This is a genomic window from Aphanizomenon sp. UHCC 0183 (genome assembly GCF_009712065.1).
Taxonomy (GTDB): Bacteria; Cyanobacteriota; Cyanobacteriia; order Cyanobacteriales; family Nostocaceae; genus Dolichospermum; species Dolichospermum heterosporum.
Genome location: NZ_VILC01000069.1, coordinates 5,989 through 27,128, shown reverse-complemented (window position 1 = coordinate 27,128; position 21,140 = coordinate 5,989). Strand labels below are relative to the sequence as shown.

18 protein-coding genes and 2 pseudogenes are annotated in these 21,140 nt (G+C 38.7%); 6 read left to right on the top strand and 14 right to left on the bottom strand.

The window, feature by feature from the left end:
- Positions 1-371 (bottom strand): annotated as a pseudogene (locus tag FJR37_RS26560) (DUF4158 domain-containing protein); the annotation flags it as partial.
- A gap of 114 nt (positions 372-485) precedes the next feature.
- Between FJR37_RS26560 and FJR37_RS19335 the strand changes: the two are divergent.
- The 3 genes from FJR37_RS19335 to FJR37_RS19325 all read left to right on the top strand — a co-directional run bounded on the left by FJR37_RS19335 (position 486) and on the right by FJR37_RS19325 (position 3,219).
- Positions 486-767, top strand: coding sequence for a UPF0175 family protein (locus tag FJR37_RS19335; RefSeq protein WP_168466862.1), 282 nt, complete (start codon positions 486-488; stop codon positions 765-767).
- Positions 764-1,246, top strand: coding sequence for a DUF3368 domain-containing protein (locus FJR37_RS27795; protein ID WP_168466861.1), 483 nt, complete (start codon positions 764-766; stop codon positions 1,244-1,246). Before FJR37_RS19335 ends, FJR37_RS27795 begins: the two co-directional genes overlap by 4 nt.
- 302 nt (positions 1,247-1,548) lie before the next feature.
- Positions 1,549-3,219, top strand: a complete 1,671-nt coding sequence (locus tag FJR37_RS19325; protein ID WP_168466860.1) for a bifunctional serine/threonine-protein kinase/formylglycine-generating enzyme family protein — start codon at positions 1,549-1,551, stop codon at positions 3,217-3,219.
- 3 nt (positions 3,220-3,222) lie between these two features.
- Here the strand turns inward: FJR37_RS19325 and FJR37_RS19320 are convergent, their stop codons facing one another.
- Positions 3,223-4,029, bottom strand: coding sequence for a Uma2 family endonuclease (locus FJR37_RS19320; protein WP_174763453.1), 807 nt, complete (start codon positions 4,027-4,029; stop codon positions 3,223-3,225).
- Positions 4,030-4,382: 353 nt separating this feature from the next.
- On the opposite strand from FJR37_RS19320, the pseudogene FJR37_RS19315 reads away from it, so the two are divergent.
- Positions 4,383-6,803 (top strand): annotated as a pseudogene (locus FJR37_RS19315) (ATP-binding protein); the annotation flags it as partial.
- A 245-nt stretch (positions 6,804-7,048) separates the two neighbouring features.
- Positions 7,049-8,347, top strand: a complete 1,299-nt coding sequence (locus FJR37_RS19310; RefSeq protein WP_168466858.1) for a glycoside hydrolase family 10 protein — start codon at positions 7,049-7,051, stop codon at positions 8,345-8,347.
- A 372-nt stretch (positions 8,348-8,719) separates the two neighbouring features.
- Here FJR37_RS19310 and FJR37_RS19305 read toward each other — a convergent pair whose 3' ends face one another.
- The 12 genes from FJR37_RS19305 to FJR37_RS19255 all read right to left on the bottom strand — a co-directional run bounded on the left by FJR37_RS19305 (position 8,720) and on the right by FJR37_RS19255 (position 20,575).
- Positions 8,720-9,250, bottom strand: a complete 531-nt coding sequence (locus FJR37_RS19305; RefSeq protein WP_254434616.1) for a salt stress protein, Slr1339 family — start codon at positions 9,248-9,250, stop codon at positions 8,720-8,722.
- 266 nt (positions 9,251-9,516) lie between these two features.
- Positions 9,517-10,122 (bottom strand): VWA domain-containing protein, encoded by a 606-nt coding sequence (locus FJR37_RS19300; RefSeq protein WP_168466857.1) that lies wholly within the window; start codon positions 10,120-10,122, stop codon positions 9,517-9,519.
- 34 nt (positions 10,123-10,156) lie between these two features.
- Positions 10,157-10,762, bottom strand: a complete 606-nt coding sequence (locus FJR37_RS19295; protein WP_168466856.1) for a VWA domain-containing protein — start codon at positions 10,760-10,762, stop codon at positions 10,157-10,159.
- A 243-nt stretch (positions 10,763-11,005) separates the two neighbouring features.
- The gene (locus tag FJR37_RS19290; protein ID WP_168466855.1) at positions 11,006-13,624 is read right to left on the bottom strand and encodes an HD family phosphohydrolase; all 2,619 of its coding nucleotides are present in this window, start codon (positions 13,622-13,624) and stop codon (positions 11,006-11,008) included.
- A 168-nt stretch (positions 13,625-13,792) separates the two neighbouring features.
- Positions 13,793-14,689, bottom strand: coding sequence for an ADP-ribosylglycohydrolase family protein (locus tag FJR37_RS19285; RefSeq protein WP_168466854.1), 897 nt, complete (start codon positions 14,687-14,689; stop codon positions 13,793-13,795).
- The gene (locus tag FJR37_RS27790) at positions 14,661-14,762 is read right to left on the bottom strand and encodes a hypothetical protein (protein ID WP_371416145.1); all 102 of its coding nucleotides are present in this window, start codon (positions 14,760-14,762) and stop codon (positions 14,661-14,663) included. The genes FJR37_RS19285 and FJR37_RS27790 overlap by 29 nt, the downstream gene beginning before the upstream one ends.
- Positions 14,763-14,896: 134 nt before the next feature.
- Positions 14,897-15,391, bottom strand: coding sequence for a type II 3-dehydroquinate dehydratase (gene aroQ / locus FJR37_RS19280; RefSeq protein ID WP_168466853.1), 495 nt, complete (start codon positions 15,389-15,391; stop codon positions 14,897-14,899).
- Positions 15,366-15,506 (bottom strand): hypothetical protein, encoded by a 141-nt coding sequence (locus FJR37_RS19275; RefSeq protein ID WP_027404689.1) that lies wholly within the window; start codon positions 15,504-15,506, stop codon positions 15,366-15,368. The genes aroQ and FJR37_RS19275 overlap by 26 nt, the downstream gene beginning before the upstream one ends.
- 368 nt (positions 15,507-15,874) lie before the next feature.
- Positions 15,875-18,520, bottom strand: coding sequence for a type I DNA topoisomerase (gene topA / locus FJR37_RS19270; protein ID WP_168466852.1), 2,646 nt, complete (start codon positions 18,518-18,520; stop codon positions 15,875-15,877).
- Between the two features lie 589 nt (positions 18,521-19,109).
- Positions 19,110-19,751: a restriction endonuclease subunit R gene (locus FJR37_RS19265; protein WP_168466851.1), complete on the bottom strand. Its 642-nt coding sequence runs from the start codon at positions 19,749-19,751 to the stop codon at positions 19,110-19,112.
- Positions 19,752-19,803: 52 nt separating this feature from the next.
- Complete coding sequence (locus FJR37_RS19260) at positions 19,804-20,274, bottom strand: PIN domain-containing protein (protein ID WP_053540600.1); 471 nt, start codon at positions 20,272-20,274, stop codon at positions 19,804-19,806.
- Positions 20,252-20,575 carry a hypothetical protein gene (locus tag FJR37_RS19255; protein WP_168466850.1) on the bottom strand — a complete coding sequence of 108 codons (324 nt, stop codon included), beginning with the start codon at positions 20,573-20,575 and terminating at the stop codon, positions 20,252-20,254. The genes FJR37_RS19260 and FJR37_RS19255 overlap by 23 nt, the downstream gene beginning before the upstream one ends.
- 328 nt (positions 20,576-20,903) lie before the next feature.
- Between FJR37_RS19255 and FJR37_RS19250 the strand changes: the two genes are divergently transcribed.
- Positions 20,904-21,140, top strand: a 237-nt coding sequence (locus FJR37_RS19250; protein WP_217355336.1) for a hypothetical protein, incomplete at its 3' end; no start/stop codon positions are given.

The following is a 21,140-nucleotide window of genomic DNA, read 5'->3' as shown; positions in this document are numbered from 1 at the left end:
TGACCCTCCATACTTACAATAATTATCTTTGCTACCTTCTTTTGTCCCTGAATTTTCCTGAAGCTTTCTAAAGCTCTATTTCCAATATAGATGCTTATAACTGCCCCAAAAGTTGTTAATACTTGTACAAGTATTTTATTGTCAAAAATCTGATTAAAATCTGGTTGTAAATTGTGAAAAATATATGCAGATACAAATGGAGATATCGAAAAAAATAAAGAAGGTAAAATTATAGGTCTATCCCTAAACCAATTAACTACTATCTGAAATATGTCAATATTAGAGTTTATTTTTATAGCCTGCCAAATTAGCCATAAACCTATGAGACTTGTTAGAGCTAAATTCAAAATAACCTCTGAATGTAAATTCATACTCTGGTTTTAGTCAAACTTTCAAAATGTGATCACTCAGCTATTATATTGTATAATTAAGTGATATAGATTAAACTGACGGAAGGAAACCCAACATTAGGAAGGTAAAATAAAATGGCTACAACAGAAATCAAATTTACCATCACCTTACCCGAAGTCCCAGAAATTCATCGTTTAGAAGCTGAAAAAAAAGCCAAAGAAGCATACATTATGACATTATTAAGTCATGGAGATATTGGTGCTGGACGTGCAGCAGAACTATTAGAAATTGAACGGTGGCAACTTTCTGATTTAATGGATAGTTATAAAATCTCTCCCTTCCCGATACAAACCAAGGAAGAATTACAGCAAGAAGTTACTCAAACATTAGAAATTTTAAACCAGTATAAAAAGTGATTATTGTTTCCGATACAACTCCTTTAAGTGAATTAGCAAAAGTTGGACAACTCAATTTACTCCGAGATATTTTTGGCAAAGTTATTATTCCCATAGAAGTTTATAATGAAGTAACAACAGGAACTCATCCAGCAGTTAATTTAGTTAAATCAGCAAATTGGATAGAGATAATAGCAATTAATAATGTAGAACAACTATCTAATCTGAAAAAAGCAACGAATTTAGGTGCGGGTGAATGTGCTGCGATGATTCTTGCTGAAGAGTTATCATCTGATCAATTATTAATGGATGACTTGGATGCTAGACGAGTTGCTTTATCTAGAAACTTAAAGATTATTGGCACAATTGGCATTTTATTAGTAGCAAAACAACAAGGGTTAATTCCGACAATAAAAGATGTTTTAGATGGGTTAATTACACAAGGTAAACATATTAATTCACGACTATATGAAGAAGATTTATTAGCTGCACAAGAGTGATGTAATCATAATTAGACATCTGGTGAAAATGATTGTAGAGACATTCCGCCGGAACGTCTTTACATGGGTTTCCAGTCATGTACATTTCATTTCTGGAGATGTCTATTATTTACAAAATTTGATTATGTCATTTTCTCGCTAACCTATATCACTGCTAAAATGTGACTATAATTATACTAAAAACGGGTTGCAGCTTTACCTCTAAAATCACTAAGAGTATTGATATACAAAGATTTTCGCCTGGGCAAAAGTCTAGCATTTACCCGTTTCCAGTATATCCATATAATTACTTACTAGCATTTATGAGTCAGTGCCTTAACCCCGTGTGTCTACAGCGAAACCCACCAAAAACTATCCTTTGTCAATCCTGTGGCAGTCAAATAGTGCTGAAAGAACGGTATCGCGCTATCCGCATTCTTGGGGAAGGTGGTTTTGGGCGGACATTTTTAGCAGTAGACGAACAAAGATTAGATACTCACTGCGTCATTAAGCAATTTTTACCTCAACAATCAGGAAGTGCTGCGCTAAAAAAAGCCACAGAGTTATTTGAACAAGAAGCATTTAGACTCAACGATTTAGGGAAACATCCCCATATTCCAGATTTACTCGCATTCTTTCCCCAAGAAGGCAGACTGTATCTAATTCAAGAATTTATCGAAGGTCAAAATTTATTAAACGAACTGCGACAAAAGGGGAAAATTAGCGAATTTGAAGTAAAAAAAATCCTAATTGAATTATTACATATTTTACAATTTGTTCATAACAATAAAGTAATTCATAGAGATATTAAACCAGAAAATATTATTAAACATTCGCAAACAGGCGCTTTATTCCTAATTGATTTTGGAGTTTCCAAAGAGGTAGGTAACAACGTTCTCACCAAACTGGGAACAGTTACAGGTACACCTGGTTATGCACCACCAGAACAATTTCGCGGCATAGTTTATCCCAACAGCGACCTTTATAGTTTAGCTGTAACTTGTATTCGATTATTAACAGGATATTTCCAAAAACCCGATGGTACTGATCTACTATTTGATTTAACAATCATGCAATGGATATGGAAAAAATATATATTTGTGAATCATGACTTAGAAATAATATTAGATAAAATGCTGCAAGACTTACCCTCAAATCGCTTTCAGTCTGCAACAGAAATTTTATCAGTATTGCAACCACAGCAACTTTCACCAATAACCATTTCTCCTAATCACTCCCGGCAAGTTACTACAACAATTGTTTCCCCAAAACAACCCATAGTTTTTAGAGACAATTTAGGAAATAATTTATTTTTGGAAATGGTAGGTATTCCTGGTGGCACATTCTCTATGGGTTCACCAGAAGGAGAGGGATATAAAAATGAAAAACCTCAACATAACGTGACAATTTCACCTTTCTACATCGGAAAATACCCAATTACCCAAGCACAATGGCAAAAAATCGCCAGTTTACCGAAAATAAACATAGATTTAAACCCTAAACCCTCATACTTCCAAGGTGCAAATCTGCCAGTGGAAAAAATATCATGGTTAGATGCCCAGGAATTTTGTGCTAGGTTGGGGGAACACACAGGTAAGATGTATCGCTTACCTAGCGAGTCTGAATGGGAATATGCCTGTAGAGCCAAGACTACGACTCCATTTTACTTCGGTGAAACCATTAATACAGATGTAGTTAATCATAATAACAAATACAAACAAACCACAGATGTAGGCGGATTTCCCCCTAACAACTTTGATTTGTATAATATGCACGGTAATGTATGGGAATGGTGTGAAGATGCTTGGCATAAAGACTATACAAATGCACCTAATGATGGTAGCGTTTGGACTGGTAACGATAACAAACGCATATTACGCGGTGGTTCTTGGCTGCAAGAGTCAGGAAACTGCCGTTGTGCCTATCGTCACTACATAGTTGCTGGCGGCAGTAATTACGGTAGTGGTTTGCGAGTCGCGTGTTCTTCTGCGTAATTCCTAATCTTCAATTCCCGCATCTCGTAATCGTTTCTCCAACTCCGCTAACCGTTGTAAAGCTCTCTCCTTTTCTCGTCTTTCTTGTTCTTTTTCCCGTCTTTCTTGCTCTTTTTCTCGTCTTTCTTGTTCTTTTTCTCGTCTTTCTTGTTCTTTTTCTGCGCGTTCCTTCTCAACCGACTCAAACCCCCACAATAACAAATTACCTTCCTGATCCCACCAGCGCAACCAATAACCATCACGGTTTTCGCGCTTTCCTTGCCATACACCAATAAATAAATCCATTTCCCCTATCCAATAACGGTTATTTTCATCAGGGGAACGTAATTGATATTTTCCTGAACTTTGTAAGCGATGAAATTCTAAAACACCCGTATCAGGTGCAAAAATTAGATAATTTGCAACTTCTAACACCTCTTCATAAAAAAACCATTTACCAGGGGGAAAAGTCCGTTTACTGGAATATTCACTCCCATTTGCGTCAGAAAGAAATTCCATCACCACAACCGGTATTTCACCCTGTTTGTGAGGAGTATAACTACGTTGTATTTGCTCTCTAGGCACAGTAATTTTGGGTATGTAAGCCCAATCAGGTGCTTTGATGACAATTTTGCCATTAACTACGGTACAAATGCCGTAATTGGTCGTAGCCAGGGCTGTTTCTGGGAGTTTCCCTGCCAGTTGCAGGCTTTCCGTCAGTGCAGCGGCTAAAGAAGGTTGATTAACATTATCCACTGGTTCATCTTCTAAAACAAAATCTTCAGGCAAGAGTTCCCAGGTAATCTTGTGGGTCGAAGCAGTAACAACCATAACAACCACAAATAAGGGATTAATTATTAATTATATAGGACTTACGCACGCTAACTAACTTGCCATGATATGAATGAACGAAATTGCGTCGTTTTCGGCTTTGGGAATAACTTATTGAGTAGGGTGTGGTTCGGCAAGTGTTACAGTGAGCAGTTCGACAAGCTCACTGTAACACCTGTCGAACTGCTCACCAACCACGTCAGATAGAGGAAATCTGTTTTTTTACCAAATTATTGGGTCTGACGCACCCTACAAGGGATAAAATTCACGTCACATATTTGGGGAATCTTGTCAATGCGTAAATCCTATAATATTAAAAATATAAAATAACATTGCGGTCAACTTATTGAAAATTTATGGTGGTGGTGATGGGGATTCTGTGGGCGAGTTCTCGACAGTGGTTAATGCGGGTAATAACTAATTATGGTTATGGTGGTGTGATAGCTGTGTGTTTGTTATTGCCAGCACTAATTGTCCTTTTTGTGGTGGGTTGGTTAATACTTAATGGTGAATTAGCGAAGTTATATAATTATGCTTTTGCTATTTCCCTTCTTGAGTTTGTTGTAATTATAGTTTTTATTATTTTAATTTGGCAAAGTGCGATAGTAATTGATCGCCTCAGGTGTAAAAATCGTCGTGCTGAAGAGGCATTGAAAATTAAGGATGAGAATCTGCAAACTTTTGTCAATGCTAACATTATTGGTATTGTTTCTGGTGATATTTATGGTGGCATCCACCAGGCAAACGACGAATATTTGAGAATTATTGGTTATACACGGGAAGATTTACTCGCTGGTAATTTAGATTGGAGGCATCTGACAGCACCGGAATTTTTATATTTAGATGAACAAGCGATCGCTGAATCTCATTCTAGAGCAGACGGTGGTTGTACACCATATCAAAAGGAATATATTCGCAAAGATGGTAGTCGTATTCCTGTATTGGTTGGTTTTGCCCTCGAGGTAGAAAAACAGGAGAGGTCAATAGTTTTTATCCTGGATTTAAGTGAACGGGAAGCCGCACTCAAGGAACTTCAGAAAAGTAAGAAAAAAATTCTCAACCTTAACAAAAAATTACGGCGACGAGTCAATGAGTTACAAACTTTGTTCGATATGATTCCGATTGGTATTGGCATAGCAAAAGATCGAGAATGCCAAACTATTACAATGAATCCAGCTTTTGCCAAGTCACTGAGGATGCAGTCTGGTGAAAATGCGTCCTTGACTGGACCTATAGCAGAAAGACCGACAAAATTTAAACTTTTCCATGAGGGTAAAGAACTGACTGCAAAAGAACTACCCATGCAATATTCTGTGGCGCATGGTGTGGAAATTTCAGATTTTGAGGTTGATGTTGTCCATGATGATGGCACAATTGTGAATTTGCTGGAATATGTCGCTCCGTTATTTGATGAAGATGGGAAACCGAGAGGATGTATCGGGGCATTTTTGGATATTACGGAGCGGAAACAAGTAGAAAAAGATCGCACTAATTTGATCACTTCTTTAGAAACACAAACTGAGCAGTTACAGAAAGCTAACCAGATGAAGGATGAGTTTCTGGCGGTTTTGTCCCATGAATTGCGATCGCCTCTCAATGCTATAGTCGGTTGGTCTCATTTGCTCAGAACTCGTAAATTTACAGAAGATCAGGTAGCCCAAGGACTAGAAACCATTGAACGCAATGCGAAAATCCAAAATCAGTTAATTAATGATTTGTTGGATATATCCCGCATCATTAGAGGTAAGTTAACCTTTAATCCTCGAAGTTGCAATTTAGTTCCTATTATTAAGTCAGCTATAGAAACTGTCTCCCTTGCAGCCCAAGCAAAGGAAATTAATTTGCACTTTGATCCCCATGATGGAGAATTGCCAGATTCAACCTCTGCTGTGATGGTATCCGGTGATAGCGATCGCTTGCAACAGGTAATCTGGAATTTGTTAACCAATGCCATCAAGTTCACACCTCAAGGCGGTAACGTCGAAATTAGGCTGAATAAAGTGGCTATTAGCACCGCAAATTTGTCAAATGATCATGATCAACCCAGAAAATATGCTCAAATTCAAGTAATTGACAATGGAATTGGCATTACTGCTGATTTTCTGCCCTATGTCTTTGATCGTTTTCGTCAAGCTGATAGTTCCAGCACTAGATCCTATGGTGGACTCGGATTAGGATTATCACTTGTGCGCCATTTAACAGAAATGCATGGTGGTACTGTTCATGTAGAAAGTTTAGGGGAAAACAAAGGATCAACATTTACAGTCAAACTGCCACTGATGGAAGAAAGTTACAGTACACAGGCGCAAAAGTATCGGCAAAAAGCAGCAAAATCCGACTCGATTTTTTTAGCTTCTCCCACATCTTTACCCATACTAAACGGCGTAAAAGTATTAGTTGTAGATGACGAAGTTGATAGCCGTGAATTTATTGCTACAGTTCTACAAGAATGCCAAGCGGAAGTTACAGCAGTATCATCAGCCCAAGAAGCTTTGGAAATGCTTACCCTGTGGACACTGGATGTTTTGATTAGTGATATTGGGATGCCAGGGGAAAATGGTTATTCATTAATTCGTAAAGTGCGATCTTTATCCCCTGAAAAGGGCAGAGATATTCCCGCAGCCGCATTGACAGCTTATGCTAGGGTAGAGGACAGGATGCAAGCCATACAAGCAGGATTTCAATTACATTTGCCCAAACCCATTGAACCAGTAGAATTAGCTACAGTTGTCGCCAGTCTGGTTAGACGCAATCTTCTGCATCCTGATTCATAGCCATAAACCAGAAACTTTATGTTTAACTGAACCAGATTGAGATATAATTCATTGTCAACCAATAAAATATTTTTAACTCCTGACTTCTAAGTAATTGGACAAAAATATTTACAGTCATTGCGAGCGAAGGGAAGCAATCACAACCCTTGCGATTGCTTCATTTCACTTCGTTCCATTCGCAATGACATTGTGTAATTAATTCTGTCTCACTACTTATTATATCATTGCCATAGTTTCAAATTAAAATGAGATTCAATTTTTATCCATTTGGTTTTCGGGAAATACTTAAAAAGTTATTTCTGCCTTTGTTTTTAATTTCCTTACTCATAGTTTTATGGGGAAACACCTTCACACCTGTAACAGCCCAAACATCACGTCAAGAAATTCGTGGTGTATGGATGACAAATAATGATCTTGATATTCTTAAAGATAGGACTAAAGTTCAGGAAGCAGTCACACAACTGCAACAACTCAATTTTAACACTATCTATCCCGTAGTTTGGAACTCTGGTTATGTCATGTATCCTAGTGAAGTCGCCAAACGTCTAGAAATCCAACCATTTGTATTTCAAGGCTTAGATGGACATGATATTCTTGCCGATTTAATTGATAAAGCCCATCGGCAAAATTTACTAGTAATTCCTTGGTTTGAATTTGGGTTTATGACTCCTCCCAGTTCAGAATTAGCCATGAATAAACCAGAATGGTTAACACGCAAAAAAGATGGGACTCAAACATCTATTAGTGCCGGCGGAGAGGTTTCATGGTTAAATCCATTCCATCCCCAAGTCCAACAGTTTATTAGTGATCTTCTAGTAGAACTTACTCAAAAATATAATCTTGATGGTATTCAGTTTGATGATCATACAAGTTTACCTTCGGAATTTGGCTACGATAAATATACAGTTGCCTTATATCAACAAGAAACCAAAAAAACGCCACCAAGTGATCCTCAAAACCCAGAATGGGTAAATTGGCGGGCAAATAAAATTACAGAATTTATGGTGAGACTGAATCAAACAGTTAAACAGATCAAACCGAAAATGATTTTCTCCGTCTCACCTAATTACTATAATCATGCCTATAAATTTCAACTCCAAGATTGGTTGAACTGGGTACGATTAGACATAGTAGATGAGTTAATTGTGCAAGTTTATAAGGAAAATTTAGATCATTTTATTGGCAAGCTTTCCCGTCCAGAAATGGAAGAAGTAAAACAAAAAATTCCTGCGGGAATCGGTGTTATGGCAGGTTTAAGAACTAAATCCGTATCAATGCAACAGATTCAATCTCAAGTCCGTGCCGCCCAACAACGGGGACTGGGTGTAGCTTTTTTCTATTATGAAAGTCTTTGGAATACTGCACCAGAAGCATTAAAAGAACGTTTAGCTGGATTTAAAAGTTTATTTCCATATCCGGCATCCCGAACTGCTGTAGAATCAAGAGGATGGGAAATAAAAGTAGAATCAACGCCAGAGGAAACAAAAGTAGAGTCAATACCAGGAGAAACAAACCTCACTGTTACTGACCAAATACCATTTTAAGCAATACACGAATGGGCAATTAATCATTTACGTAGGGGTAGCGCCCCGTGCCTACCCCCATATTTAGGGCAAAAGATTGAATTTTTGATTAAAAATTAGTGTTAAATTGAGATTTAGGAATTACAGCGATTTCCAATCATATAAGGTACATCTTAGCCCCCTCATCGCTTGCGGGGAGGGGGTTGGGTGTGGGGTTCTTGTTCCGGGTTTGATGACAATTTGCTGTAAGTAGGTGAACACAATAAAACCAAACTGTGTAAAGAAACATAAAATCGCCCAAACCCTCTTCAATCTTGCCTCTTGCCTCTGGTTACTGAGCGAAGTCGAAGTATTGCCTTTTGCCTTGCCATAACGACAATTTTCAACGCCAACCTACTTAGTTTGCAAATAATCAATTGCGGCTAATAATTTATTAGGATAACCTTCAGCAAATTTTTCAAACCATATTCCTTCTGATGACAATGGATCTAATTGATCTAACCATTGTTCAGCAGATTTTTGTAAAGCTGCTTTTTGTTTAACTTGAAGTTTTTCTTGACGAATTTTCTCCTGTGTTAATTCTTCTTGTTTTTGCAGTGCGATCGCCGCATCTTTTGCCAAAATATCAGCTTGTACATCTGCTAATAAGTTGTTGACAAATACATCTGATTTAGGATCAGGTGAATGAACAAATTGAATAGGAGATAACCTATTTTGTGGTTTTGTCGGGTTGGTTTGGATATATTCAGTTTTATTTTCCGCCAAATCAGCTTGTACTTCTGATAACAAATTATCTATGGATATATCTGATTTTATTGTCGGTGAAATCAATTTAATTGGGGTTAAATTATTTTGTGGTGGTGTGGTTTTTGGTTCTGTATATTCAGTTTTGAGTTCAGCTAATAGCTTGTCAATGGAATCCATATTTATAATTCCTAAAAGAGATAAGATCCCCAACTTCTTTTTTTATCTTATCAACAAATTATGAATTGATGTGAAAAGTGAGGGAGGATCTACTGTTTTAATTTTTAATTCAGTGAGGTACAAGAACCCCACCCCCAACCCCCTCCCCAAAATCGGGTAATTTATTTTTTGGTGTTCCCTAAATCAACCATTCTCAATCGCCAAAAAGCCTACTGTATATTAATTTTGACCTTTGACTTTTGAATTTTGACTTCTGCATAGCAGTGCTAGTCATTAATGGCATTGAGCAAAACTTCTGATAAACTCATATCTTCCATATCATCCATTGTAACGGTGTCGCAAATATCAAACTTAGCACCTGCACTTTGCAAATCATCATCCAATATTTTTAAAAAGCGGGTAGCTTGAGGATCATTCCCGACTTGGATAAAAGAAATAGCTAATTCTTCATCTCTATCCAAACGACGAGAAACTTCAATAATTACCTTCATGACGGCTTTACGATCATCTGGTTCACCGTCAGTAACTACTAAAATTGTTTCTCCATTGGGTTTAGTTGTACCGGAGGCTTTGCGTTGTAGATAATCATCGGTAGCGTGTTTCAAAACACCGGCTAAATCTGTTGTTCCTGAAGGATCATTTTCTGTGAAAATTTGTGTTACTTTGGCAGATGTGACATTTTCATAACGTTTGAATTTTCCAGAAAACAAATAAATAGTAATGCCATCTGGATCAAATTGTTCACATTTACTGGCTAAGGCCAAAGTAGATTCTTGTGCTGTTGCCCATCTAGTTCTCCCACCTTTTTGATCTGGGGTAGCCATGCTACCGCTTTTATCAATAATTAAGGTGTAATCACGGTTTTCTAGCATGACTAAACTCTCCAGATTTGAGGAATTTTGTTAATTAATCAGTGATGGCGTTCATTAAAACGTCAGCCAAACTCATGTCTTCTAAATCATCTAAAGTTACGGTATCACAAATATCGAATTTAGCACCAACACTTTGTAATTGATCATCTAAGGCTTTAAGAAATTTAGTAGCTTGAGGATCTGAACCAACTTGAATCATGGAAATTCCTAATTCTTCATCTTTTTCCATTTGCCGAGTCGCACTGATGATAATTTCAAATACAGCTTTGCGATCATCTGGTTCACCGTCGGTAATGACTAAAATGGTTTCTCCATTAGGTTTGGTAGTACCAGCGGCTTTGCGTTGAAAGTAGCTATTCAAGGCATCTTGAAGTACACTTCCTAAGTTGGTTGTCCCTGCTGGATCATTTTCCTGAAATATCTGGGCTACTTTGGCAGCAGTCACGTTCTCATAACGTTTAAATCTGCCGGAAAAAACGTAAACTGTAATGCCGTCTGGATCAAATTCTTCGCACTTTCTAGCTAAAGCAATGGTAGATTCTTGGGCTATCTGCCATCTAGTTCTTCCGCCCGCTTGGTCGGGTGTGGACATACTACCACTTTTGTCAATAATTAAGGTATAGTCACGATCGCTCATCATAATCTTCCTATTGTGATTTTTCTACAGCACTTCCCCATGTTATGAGGTACAAGAACCCCAACCCCCTCCCCGCAAGCGATGAGGGGGCTATGATGTATGTCATATAATTGGAAACTGCTGTATCTCTATTTTAACCATTAAGCATGAATACAGCACATAATTCATCAATCCTTATCTGCGTTTATCTGCGTTTATCTGCGGTTAAGTATTTTTAAAGTCTGATTCTATACAGCTTCATATTAATTACGAATTACCGGCTTTTGCTTTCGGGTAAGCAATCCGTTTGTGATGAAATTGTTGCCAAACATCCACAAATATTTGGGCGATTTTTGGCATTTCTTCTCTTGTCAAGCCCGAATCTATTAATTGTTCATCTTGCCATTTGGCTTTGAGGATATTATTCAGCATATTTAATGCTTTTTCTGGAGTAGCATCTTTGAGACTGCGTAATGCGGCTTCACAAGAATCTGCTAACATGACGATGCCTGTTTCCCGTGATTGGGGGATAGGACCATCATAACAAAAATCGGCTTTATCTACAATGATGTGTGGGTTTTCTTGGGCTATTTGTTGGGCTTGGTGATAGAAATAGGCGATCGCCATTGTGCCTTGATGTTCGGGAATAAAAGCCTGAATTGCCGTTGGTAAACTGTGTTTCTTGGCCATGACTAACCCTTCCGTCACGTGCTTTTTAATTAACTCAGCACTTCTCCAAGGATCTTTAATTTCTGTTTCATGTTTATTGGGACTGCCGATCTGATTTTCAATAAATCCCAAAGGATCGTGCATTTTGCCAATATCATGATATAGAGTTCCCGCCCTAACTAATTCTACATTACAACCCAATTGTTTAGCCGCAGCTTCAGCCAAAGTAGCTACTAACAAAGTATGTTGAAAAGTTCCTGGGGCTTCTGTAGCCAGACGCTTTAATAATGGGCGATTAGGGTTAGCTAATTCCGCCAAGCGGATGGGAGTAATTACATCAAATAGTGTCTCCAGATAAGGACTTAAACCCAAAGCCACCACACTCCAAGATAAGCCAGATACAGCAAATAAACCAGCTTCTTGGAAGATATACCAACCCGAACCAAAAACCCCACCAGTGAGGATTTTTAATAATAAGAATACACCACCTTGAGTGAGGGCAGTGACAACACCTAATAATGCTAATTCTTCACGCGATCGCAATCTATGGGCTATATAACTACTTAACATCCCCCCCCCAGCCCCAGCCAACAATACTAGAATATTTGTATCTGTGGTAATTGGTAGTATCAGCGACAATAACCCCACCACCGTTATACCTACAGTTGGTCCATAAAAACTGCCTAATAATAAACCAATTGCACTCCAAGTAGTATATGGCAAACTGATTGCCAATACTCCAGGAACACTCAGAGTCAGCAGGAGAACTAATAAGCGATCGCGTTGTCGTAAATAATTATGACTTTTTCTTTCCAACCACACAAAAACCTGAATTCCTCCAGTCACAACCATTGCTACAACTGTTAAACCCAGCCAATTCACCTGTCTGCCAATCATGCGATAATGTTGTAATATATGAAATTTACCAGTTGTAATTTGTTCTCCTTTACTAACAATTACCTCTCCTTTTCTAATCTGTACCATCACAGACGGTATTTTATTAGCTACCAGTTGATCTTGTTGTTTAGTTTGGGCTTCATCTTGTTTAATATTTGGTTGTAATACCGCTAAAAATATATTTTTTGTTAATGATTCAGCTTCAATAGGTACAGATAATTCCACTTGTAAACTAACTGCATTATTCAAAATAGATTTGGGTAACCCCGCTGATATACCTTGAGCAAGAATTCGCTCGGCAATTTTACGAATTCCAGCTTGTGTTTTTAACCAATCATTATCAGTTAAGTCTAAAATAACAGATTCTGTATAAATTTTTTTGATCTGTTCATTTTTTAGTTGTGATACTTTATCTAGGGCTTGATTATATCCTTGCCTAACTTGCGATATTTGGGTAATTAGTGCTGAGAAATCAGATTCTAAAGCAGTAAATTGATAAGCATCCAGTTCTGACAACGCTTGAATAAACGACGCTTCATCACTATGATTTCCATAACTAGGCAACGATACCACCGGAACACTTGATGAATTAGACAACTTTTTACCATTTATTGAATTTTGCGGTATTAACAAAAATTTGGAATTTTGGTTTTTTAAATTTTGTTTTCTATTATTTTCTAAAGTTACTTTCAGTTTTTGCCATTCTGATTCAGGAAAATTCCTCAAATAACGTTGAGTAGGAATTGATAAAACTGAAGTAATAGAAAACGGAAAAATACCAACTATTCCTCGCAGTTGATTACCTGCATCTAAGATTTCTTCTAAATGATCATTAATCTTATCATTGATCTGGTTATCAATCATCAAAACTGGCACAGACCTATCTATAGCATCTTTGCGTTTTTGTTCTGTCTCTTCTCGATTTTCAATATTATCCGTGTAGGGAGCAATAAATGTTTGCCAGGCAATATTATCAACTTTCATTCTTGGCTGGTTATATAAATCATGACCTACCACACTTGTCAATGATAATACTGCCAACACCAAAATTATTGAGGAGCGTTTTTGGTGTACCCATCTGAAAATAACTTTATCAACACCACCAGTTTTTCTCACCAATTTAGTAGTTGATGTTTGTGTTTGTCCCCGTTTACCTTGTTTTCCTTGATGGCTATTTGCTGATAAATATAGAAGTAGATTTTTGAAAAAATTCCTATGCAGCTTATGTTGATGCTTTCCTTTACGGAATAGCACTTTATACTGTCGCTGCCATTGCTTTAATTGCTGACTCAAGGACTGCAAAAATTGCTGTGTTTTCATCTTTCCTGCCGCGAAATACCCCAAGTATGGCTGATGCCTCCGGCACACTACCCAAGCTGTGTAATAACTTAAGAAGAGATAGCGGTTCGTATTTGACCCCCTTCAGGGTTAAATACGACAGTCTCCAAATTTACTGCCCAATTAATTCAGTGTTTCGCAAAAATTATTTCAACGTCTACGAATAATATGAGGAGCAGCAAAGATAGTATATCCTGTATCTACACATTCGCCAAAATGATCACTAAAGTCATATACTCCAGCCCATACCGCCATCATTATATCGGCTAATTTTAACATCTGGTTAAAACTGTGAAGTCCCCATGCAGGGGAATTGGTGACAGAGGGGGAAATTTGCCAACTTACAGGTATACCAACCGTACTGTTATATGCACCTGATAATCCTCCAGCAATTGCACCTGTAATATCGTAATTGGCAAAATCGTGATTTTGATTAGCTCTTAATGTGGTGAGAGAAAAGTCTTCTAAGGTACTTAGAAAGCAGTAAAAAGCTAAACCAATATTACTAGTTAATTGTTCTGCACTGCTTAATTCCCCGGTTGCTGTTTCTAGTCCTGCACCCTTTTTTAATAGATCATTGACTTTTATTAATTGTTGTGGTAAGGAAGTTGATGTTTTATCTAAAAAACTCACTGTTTCCGAAATTAATGTGCCGGGATTAAGTTTTTCATTCAGGGATTGAGCGATCGCATATCCTATGATTAAACTAGCATCTCTGACAATCGGCTCATCTTGCCACTTGCATATTTTTTGCACCGCTAAAATATTTTCTCGCATTTTCACAGGATTTTCGTGAAAAAACATCACCACCGGCAATATAGCGAGAATCATTTGTCCCCAAGAATTAATATTTTTTTCTAATTTAATATCTGCCGCTTCTTGACGCTTTAACCAGTCCTCTACATCCAACTTACCCAAACTAATTAAACTTTCCGTCCCCAAAACCGCAATCCTACCCAAATTAAAACCATTCGGGTTAGATAAACTCTCTCCTAAAAATGCCCCCAGAAAAGCACCCTTAACCCGACTTACAAGAGAATAACGCATAATTTTTGACTGGTAATTGGTAATTGGTAATTGGTAATTGGTAATTGGTAATTGGTAATTGGTAATTGGTAATTTAAATAACTCTTTCTTGCCTCTTGCCTCTTGCCTCTTGCCCCTTGCCTCTTGCCTCTTGCCTCTTGCCTCTTGCCCCTTGCCTCTTGCCTCTTGCCTCTTGCCCCTTGCCCCTTGCCTCTTGCCTCTCACCTATTACTGATTTAAATAATACACCAGTGCTTCCAGACCTAACAAATAACTTTGAGCGCCAAAGCCACTGATTTGGCCAATTACCACTGGTGCGATATAAGAATGATGACGGAAATCTTCCCGACGATAAATATTACTCAGATGTACTTCAACAGTAGGTAAATTAACAGCAGCGATCGCATCCCGCAAAGCCACACTAGTATGAGTGTAAGCCCCAGCGTTAATCACAATCCCCTGATGCTTTCCTAATGCCCCGTGAATAGCATCTACTAAAACCCCTTCATGATTTGACTGCACGGACAATATATTTGCTTGCAGTTCCATTGCTTTGGACTCTAACAAGCGATTAATTTCTGCCAAAGTCAACGAACCATAAATTCCCGGTTCTCTAAGTCCCAGCAAATTTAGGTTTGGTCCATGCAGCACAAGAATACTTAAAGCTGGCAAATTCAACTCCCACACCTTAAAAACTTTAGCGACGGCGCATAGAACGTTCATGTACAGGAATCGGAATCAGTTCCGGTTCCGGTTCAGCCTCTGGACCTAGCAGACTATCAATTAACTTCCGCGCTAATTCTTTCAGCTTTTCCAGCACCTTTTCTATATAATCCATTAAACTGACCGCTCCTGAGATAGTACCTCAATTTTATTTAACCGGGTCGCAGAAACTGGCGTATTATCGCACTTCTAGCCTTGGCAGGGTTGACACATTTCCACAAGTATGATACATCCTACTATGAAATTTTAATTTTGTGTTTTCCCTTACTTATTAGATTATCACATTCATAATTAGTAATGGGTAATTAGTGATATGAATTCAGGAGTCAGGAGTCAGGAGTCAGGAGTCAGGAGTCAGGAGTCAGGAGTCAGAAGGAAGAAAGAAGTAAATAAATAAATTTATACCCCTGCTCCCCTGCCCCCTGCCCCCTGCTCCCTGCTTCCCTGCCCCTGCTCCCCTGCCCCTGCTCCCCTGCCCCTTCCCTAACTCGCCGCGTCTGTCTTTTTCGCTCTAGTCTTTGTTGATTTAGTAGTAGCAGTTGACTTAGTAGTAGATTTAGTGGTTTTCCGTGTAGATTTTGTAGATGCTTTAGCTGAAAGTAATTCAATAGCTGTAGACAAAGTTATATTTTCCACTGATTCACCTTCAGGAATACTGGCATTAGTTTTCCCGTGTTTAATGTAAGGACCATAAGGACCATCATAGATATTAACTGGTGAATCATCTTCTGGATGCGTACCCAACTCCCGTAAAGCTTCCTTGGACTTACTCTTAGCAGCGGACCGACCCTTTTTCGGCTCTGCCAATAATTCTAAAGCACGATTCAAAGAAATTGTCAAGACATTATCAGTAGATTTGAGAGAACGATAATCTTTTCCCTCCTTTCCTTGGTCATGGACAACATAGGGGCCAAATCTTCCTAAACTAGTTTGGACTTTGCCACCAGTTTCTGGGTGAGTTCCCAAAGCGCGGGGAAGAGATAATAAACCAACAGCCATATCCAAAGTGAGTGTTTCCGGTGTCACACCCTTGGGGAAAGAAGCTTGTTTGGGTTTAGGATTTTCCTCAGTCTTATCGCCTAGCTGCACATAAGGTCCATAAGTACCAATCTTGATATAAATAGGTTCTCCGGTTTCTGGGTGACGACCAACTTGGTCAGGTCCCACAATTTTTTGTTTGAGGAGAATTTCCACCTGTTTAGGGTCAAGGTCAGCCGGAGTCAGGTTCTTAGGAATAGAAGCGGTAATTACTTCCTCACCATTGGTAACTTCAATGTAAGGTCCATATTTACCAATACGGACTTTAGCATCTAAATTTTCTAGTTCTACAGTTCTAGCCTTGCCGGCATCAATTTCTGTTTCCCTTTCCCTTACCAAAGTTTCTAAACCTTGTTCACCAAGATAGAATTTCTTTAAGTAGGGTAGCCATTGAGCTTCACCCGTGGAAATTTCATCCAAGGTTTGCTCCATTTTAGAAGTAAAACTAGGGTCAACAATATCTGGAAAATGTTTTTCCAGTAAATCAGTCACAGCAAAAGCCGTGAAAGTAGGAATTAGAGCATTATTCAGCAACTGAGCATAATCTTTATCAATGATTGTGCCAATAATGCTGGCGTAGGTACTAGGACGACCAATGCCTTCACTTTCCAAAGTTTTCACCAAAGTTGCTTCAGTATAACGGGCAGGAGGTTGGGTTTCATGGCCTACCGCGTCCAATTCTTTACATTGAGGATGATCACCAACTTTCAGAGCAGGTAAAATTACTTCTTGGTCTTCTAAAGCGGCTTCAGGATCATCCGAACCTTCCACATAAGCGCGAAGGTAGCCGGGAAAATCTATCCGCTTACCAGAGGAACGAAAACCAGCATCTTCCACTTGGATTTGCACAGTAACTTGAGTTTGGCGAGAGTCAGCCATTTGTGAGGCGACTGTACGCTTCCAAATCAAATCATAAAGAGCAAATTCTCGTCCAGCTAAACCTGTGTCTTGGGGTGTGCGGAAACTACTACCAGCGGGACGAATGGCTTCGTGAGCTTCTTGTGCGCCTTTAGATTTGGTCGTGTATTGTCTAGGTTGGGGACTAAGATATTGTTTTCCATATTTTTGCTCCACACAAGCACGGGCAGCAGTAATCGCTTGGTCGGACAAATGTACCGAATCTGTCCGCATATAGGTAATATACCCCTGCTCATACAAATTTTGAGCCACTCGCATCGTATCCCGTGCCGATAAGCGCAACTTGCGGTTAGATTCTTGTTGCAGTGTGGAAGTAGTGAACGGTGGCGCTGGTTTGCGGGTGACAGGACGTTCTTCCATATCCGTCACTGTCCAGATTTTCCCTTCTAGACGGGTTTTTAAAGTTTCCGCTTGCTCTTCATTAAGTAAAATTACATTGCGACCTGTGGTAATTCTGCCCGTTGTTGAGTCAAAATCGCTGCCTGTGGCAACTTTCGTGCCGCCTAGAGTCACCAGGACTGCGCTAAATAGACTTTTTTCTTGTTCTAAACTGGCTTTTAAATCCCAGTATGTGCCTTCATGGAAAGCCCGACGCTGGCGTTCTTTAATTACTAATAGACGTACTGCTACAGATTGCACTCGCCCAGCGGATAACCCCCAGGCAATTTTTTTCCACAGTAGCGGCGATAGGGTATATCCTACTAATCGGTCTAAAATTCTTCGGGTTTCTTGGGCGCGAACTACCTGCTCATCAATATTACGGCAGTCCTTCAAAGCTTTTTGAATGGCTTCCTTGGTAATTTCATGAAATACCATGCGCTTTGTTGGCACTTTCGGCTTGAGCAATTGGTATAAATGCCAACTAATACTTTCCCCTTCCCGGTCTTCGTCTGTTGCTAAAATCAGTTCAGTTACACCCTTGAGGGCTTCTTTAAGCTGAGTGACAATTTTCTTTTTGTCTTTGGGAACGACATAAATCGGTTCAAAGTCGGCTTCTACATTGACCCCAAGCTGCGCCCATTTTTCCCCTTTCACGGCTGCGGGAATTTCACTAGCCGACTGGGGAAGGTCACGGACATGACCCATTGAAGCTTCTACCACATAGTCTTTTGGTAGGTAGTTGCGAATGGTACGAGCTTTTGTGGGAGATTCGACAATAACGAGAGTTGACATGGAAATTAAAAAAAATAATAGCTATGCAGCTAAATAGTTAAGTTGGGTTAATTTTTGCGAAATGTCAAGATGAAATACCACGCCTAAGCAGTGATTGTATCCTTACACAAACTACCCAACAGGGGGGAATTTTATCAACTTCAGTTGCGGTGAATTAGACATGAGAATGCTGGAAGCAAGCTTTGAGAGTCAATTTGTCAGTTATTTCCATCTTTAACTTATCTAGTACATATTTGACGACTAAGTAGGTGAACACAATAAAACCAAACTGTGTAAAGAAATGTAAAATCGCCCAAACCCTCTTCACTCTTGCCTCTTGCCTTTTGCCTTGCCATAACGACAATTTTCAACGCTCACCTACTTATACTTTGTAAAATATCCCTGGAATTTAATGGTACAAGACTCACAGTGGTTAAGGATTGGGGAAATAAATAATTTTAAATTAGCTTAATTTTCCTCATTTGCCATTTTTTATATGGCTTGTCTCAAAATTAACTTATACATGAAGAATTGCTAAAATTATATAAATTACAACTACAAGCTTGATTATGAGCGTCTTAATACCTGATAATATTCTTCGAGCCATCGCCTAACTTCTTGAACTGCCAATATAAGCCCCAATTTGTTTAAGCCCCTGTAAAACTTGAATACGTTCTGCTGTATTTTCAAGTAACCGATAAGTGTGAGATCGCGTATATTTAGGGACATCTTGGTGGCGATTGCACTTCAAAAACAATACTTCTCTGCCATTTGTCACCATTCCATAGCAACTTGACTGCAAATTAGGAGCGCTCAACAAATAAGTAAGTGCTTGGGGAATTCCTGCGGTAACGTCCAGCCTTGCAGGTTTTGATTCGATTACCAAAATCCAAAAACTATCTTGGATTACCAAAATATCAATTCTGCCTTGAACCGCTATAGCATTAGCTTCATCAGCAACTTCGATACTGGTACTTACTTCTGCTTTTACCAAAAAAGGAAATTGATAGAAACCAGCCAAATCTAGCAATGGCGACACCACGACAAGCTTAACAATTTCTTCAAGGGGCGCTTCCTCTTGACTGAGATAGGTATAGTTGCGAGTGAGGCGATCTAGTCCTTGTAGTTCCGCTTCCGTTAGTGTTGGTGAATTATTTAACCATTCATCAAAAAAGCGATCGCTAGTGTCGAGTCTCAAGCCAAAGGTTTGACGGAGATTGCTAAGGGTAAGGCTACTAGCATTTGTAATCACAGTTAAATCCTTGTAGTATTTACATGAATTTTGGAAGTTTAGTTCTCGTAGCTTATGGGGCATATTTTTGTAAAAACTCGCTGGGAGTGAAACATTCAAATTCTTCAGTTTGCTCGACAAGTGCGCGAATTAGTTTGTAATTTCTGGATACAAAACATTTTGCTTTTCCTTGCTTGGCAGTTAGATAAACACCTGCATCTTCACGGGGAATTATGCCAGCATCAGCTATCGCTTGAATATCTTGGTCTTCTACAAATATGAAATCTACTTTCAATTGCTGCCAAAGTCTTATTAACAGACCACTTGACCAGTCTTTGTTTTGCAAGCGTTTACCAACTCGTAAGATTTGATCGATAAGTTCTTGAGAGAAGATAACTCTAGTTTGCTCATCGCTATTTTCATCACTGACTAGCAATGATAAAATTTTGCTTTCATCGCTGTTTAAATCAAGCGCTCCCAGAATGTAGATATTTGTGTCGAGAAATACCGATTTGGGTAGACTAGAACTTGATTTCACTGTCATTTAGCCTTTGCTCTCTTTCTGTGGATATTTCTTGTTTTACGTCCTGAATAAGTTCCATAATTTTGTCGGTTGAGTCATAGCCAGATTTGGTAAAAAGTTGATGGGACATAGTTGCAAATCCTTCGTTTGATAGCTGTTCTCGGCGATTACTAATTCCTATCAAATATTGAAACATTTCTAAACTTAACAGCACTGCTTTTTGCTGCCCTTCTTGAACTAAGGCGATCGCTTCTCGCTTAGAGTTCGCTTGTTGGATTAGCCCAGAAAGCTCTTGGTTGTCCCGTACATTTGCTTCTAGCATATAATTTGCTGTTTTGAAGTCAGTTATAATTCTATTCTATGTTATGCGATTCCCACGGAGTGCTTCGCTATCGCCTAAAAATCATGACTCACAGTAATGTACCCCCACTTAACTTTAGTATGATCGCTCGGTATCACGCAATATTACGCTAAACTATGATTTATGTAATTATTTGATTGATTATAATTCTATTTTAACTATTTGGGGTTGGAGGGTACGGTTATGGATCAAGCCAGATTACAAGCTTATATTAATTTAATTGAACAGTTGCTCACTTGTGCCGATGGTGAGGAACTCAATAATATTCTGCAAGCAAATCAGGAATTGATTGAATTTATGTAATAATATTGCACAGTTTCCCTTGGGAAGTCGGGCTAATAATCTGGAAATTGCTATTACAGGCTATCAGACCCTCTCAGAAGTATATACCCGTGAAGCTTGTCCTGAATATTGGGCAACGACACAAAATAATCTGGGGTCTGCTTATCAAATTCGCATCAGAGGGGAAAGAGAATATAATCTAGAGTTAGCTATTGCGGCTTATCACCTGTCATTAGAAGTATAT

Coding starts and splice junctions, on each gene's coding strand:
- FJR37_RS19335 (WP_168466862.1), top strand. CDS start 486: ATGGCTACAACAGAAATCAAATTTACCATCACCTTACCCGAAGTCCCA.
- FJR37_RS19325 (WP_168466860.1), top strand. CDS start 1,549: ATGAGTCAGTGCCTTAACCCCGTGTGTCTACAGCGAAACCCACCAAAA.
- FJR37_RS19320 (WP_174763453.1), bottom strand. CDS start 4,029: ATGGTTGTTACTGCTTCGACCCACAAGATTACCTGGGAACTCTTGCCT.
- FJR37_RS19310 (WP_168466858.1), top strand. CDS start 7,049: ATGAGATTCAATTTTTATCCATTTGGTTTTCGGGAAATACTTAAAAAG.
- FJR37_RS19305 (WP_254434616.1), bottom strand. CDS start 9,250: ATGGATTCCATTGACAAGCTATTAGCTGAACTCAAAACTGAATATACA.
- FJR37_RS19300 (WP_168466857.1), bottom strand. CDS start 10,122: ATGCTAGAAAACCGTGATTACACCTTAATTATTGATAAAAGCGGTAGC.
- FJR37_RS19295 (WP_168466856.1), bottom strand. CDS start 10,762: ATGATGAGCGATCGTGACTATACCTTAATTATTGACAAAAGTGGTAGT.
- FJR37_RS19290 (WP_168466855.1), bottom strand. CDS start 13,624: ATGAAAACACAGCAATTTTTGCAGTCCTTGAGTCAGCAATTAAAGCAA.
- FJR37_RS19285 (WP_168466854.1), bottom strand. CDS start 14,689: ATGCGTTATTCTCTTGTAAGTCGGGTTAAGGGTGCTTTTCTGGGGGCA.
- aroQ (WP_168466853.1), bottom strand. CDS start 15,391: ATGAACGTTCTATGCGCCGTCGCTAAAGTTTTTAAGGTGTGGGAGTTG.
- FJR37_RS19275 (WP_027404689.1), bottom strand. CDS start 15,506: ATGGATTATATAGAAAAGGTGCTGGAAAAGCTGAAAGAATTAGCGCGG.
- topA (WP_168466852.1), bottom strand. CDS start 18,520: ATGTCAACTCTCGTTATTGTCGAATCTCCCACAAAAGCTCGTACCATT.
- FJR37_RS19260 (WP_053540600.1), bottom strand. CDS start 20,274: ATGACAGTGAAATCAAGTTCTAGTCTACCCAAATCGGTATTTCTCGAC.
- FJR37_RS19255 (WP_168466850.1), bottom strand. CDS start 20,575: ATGCTAGAAGCAAATGTACGGGACAACCAAGAGCTTTCTGGGCTAATC.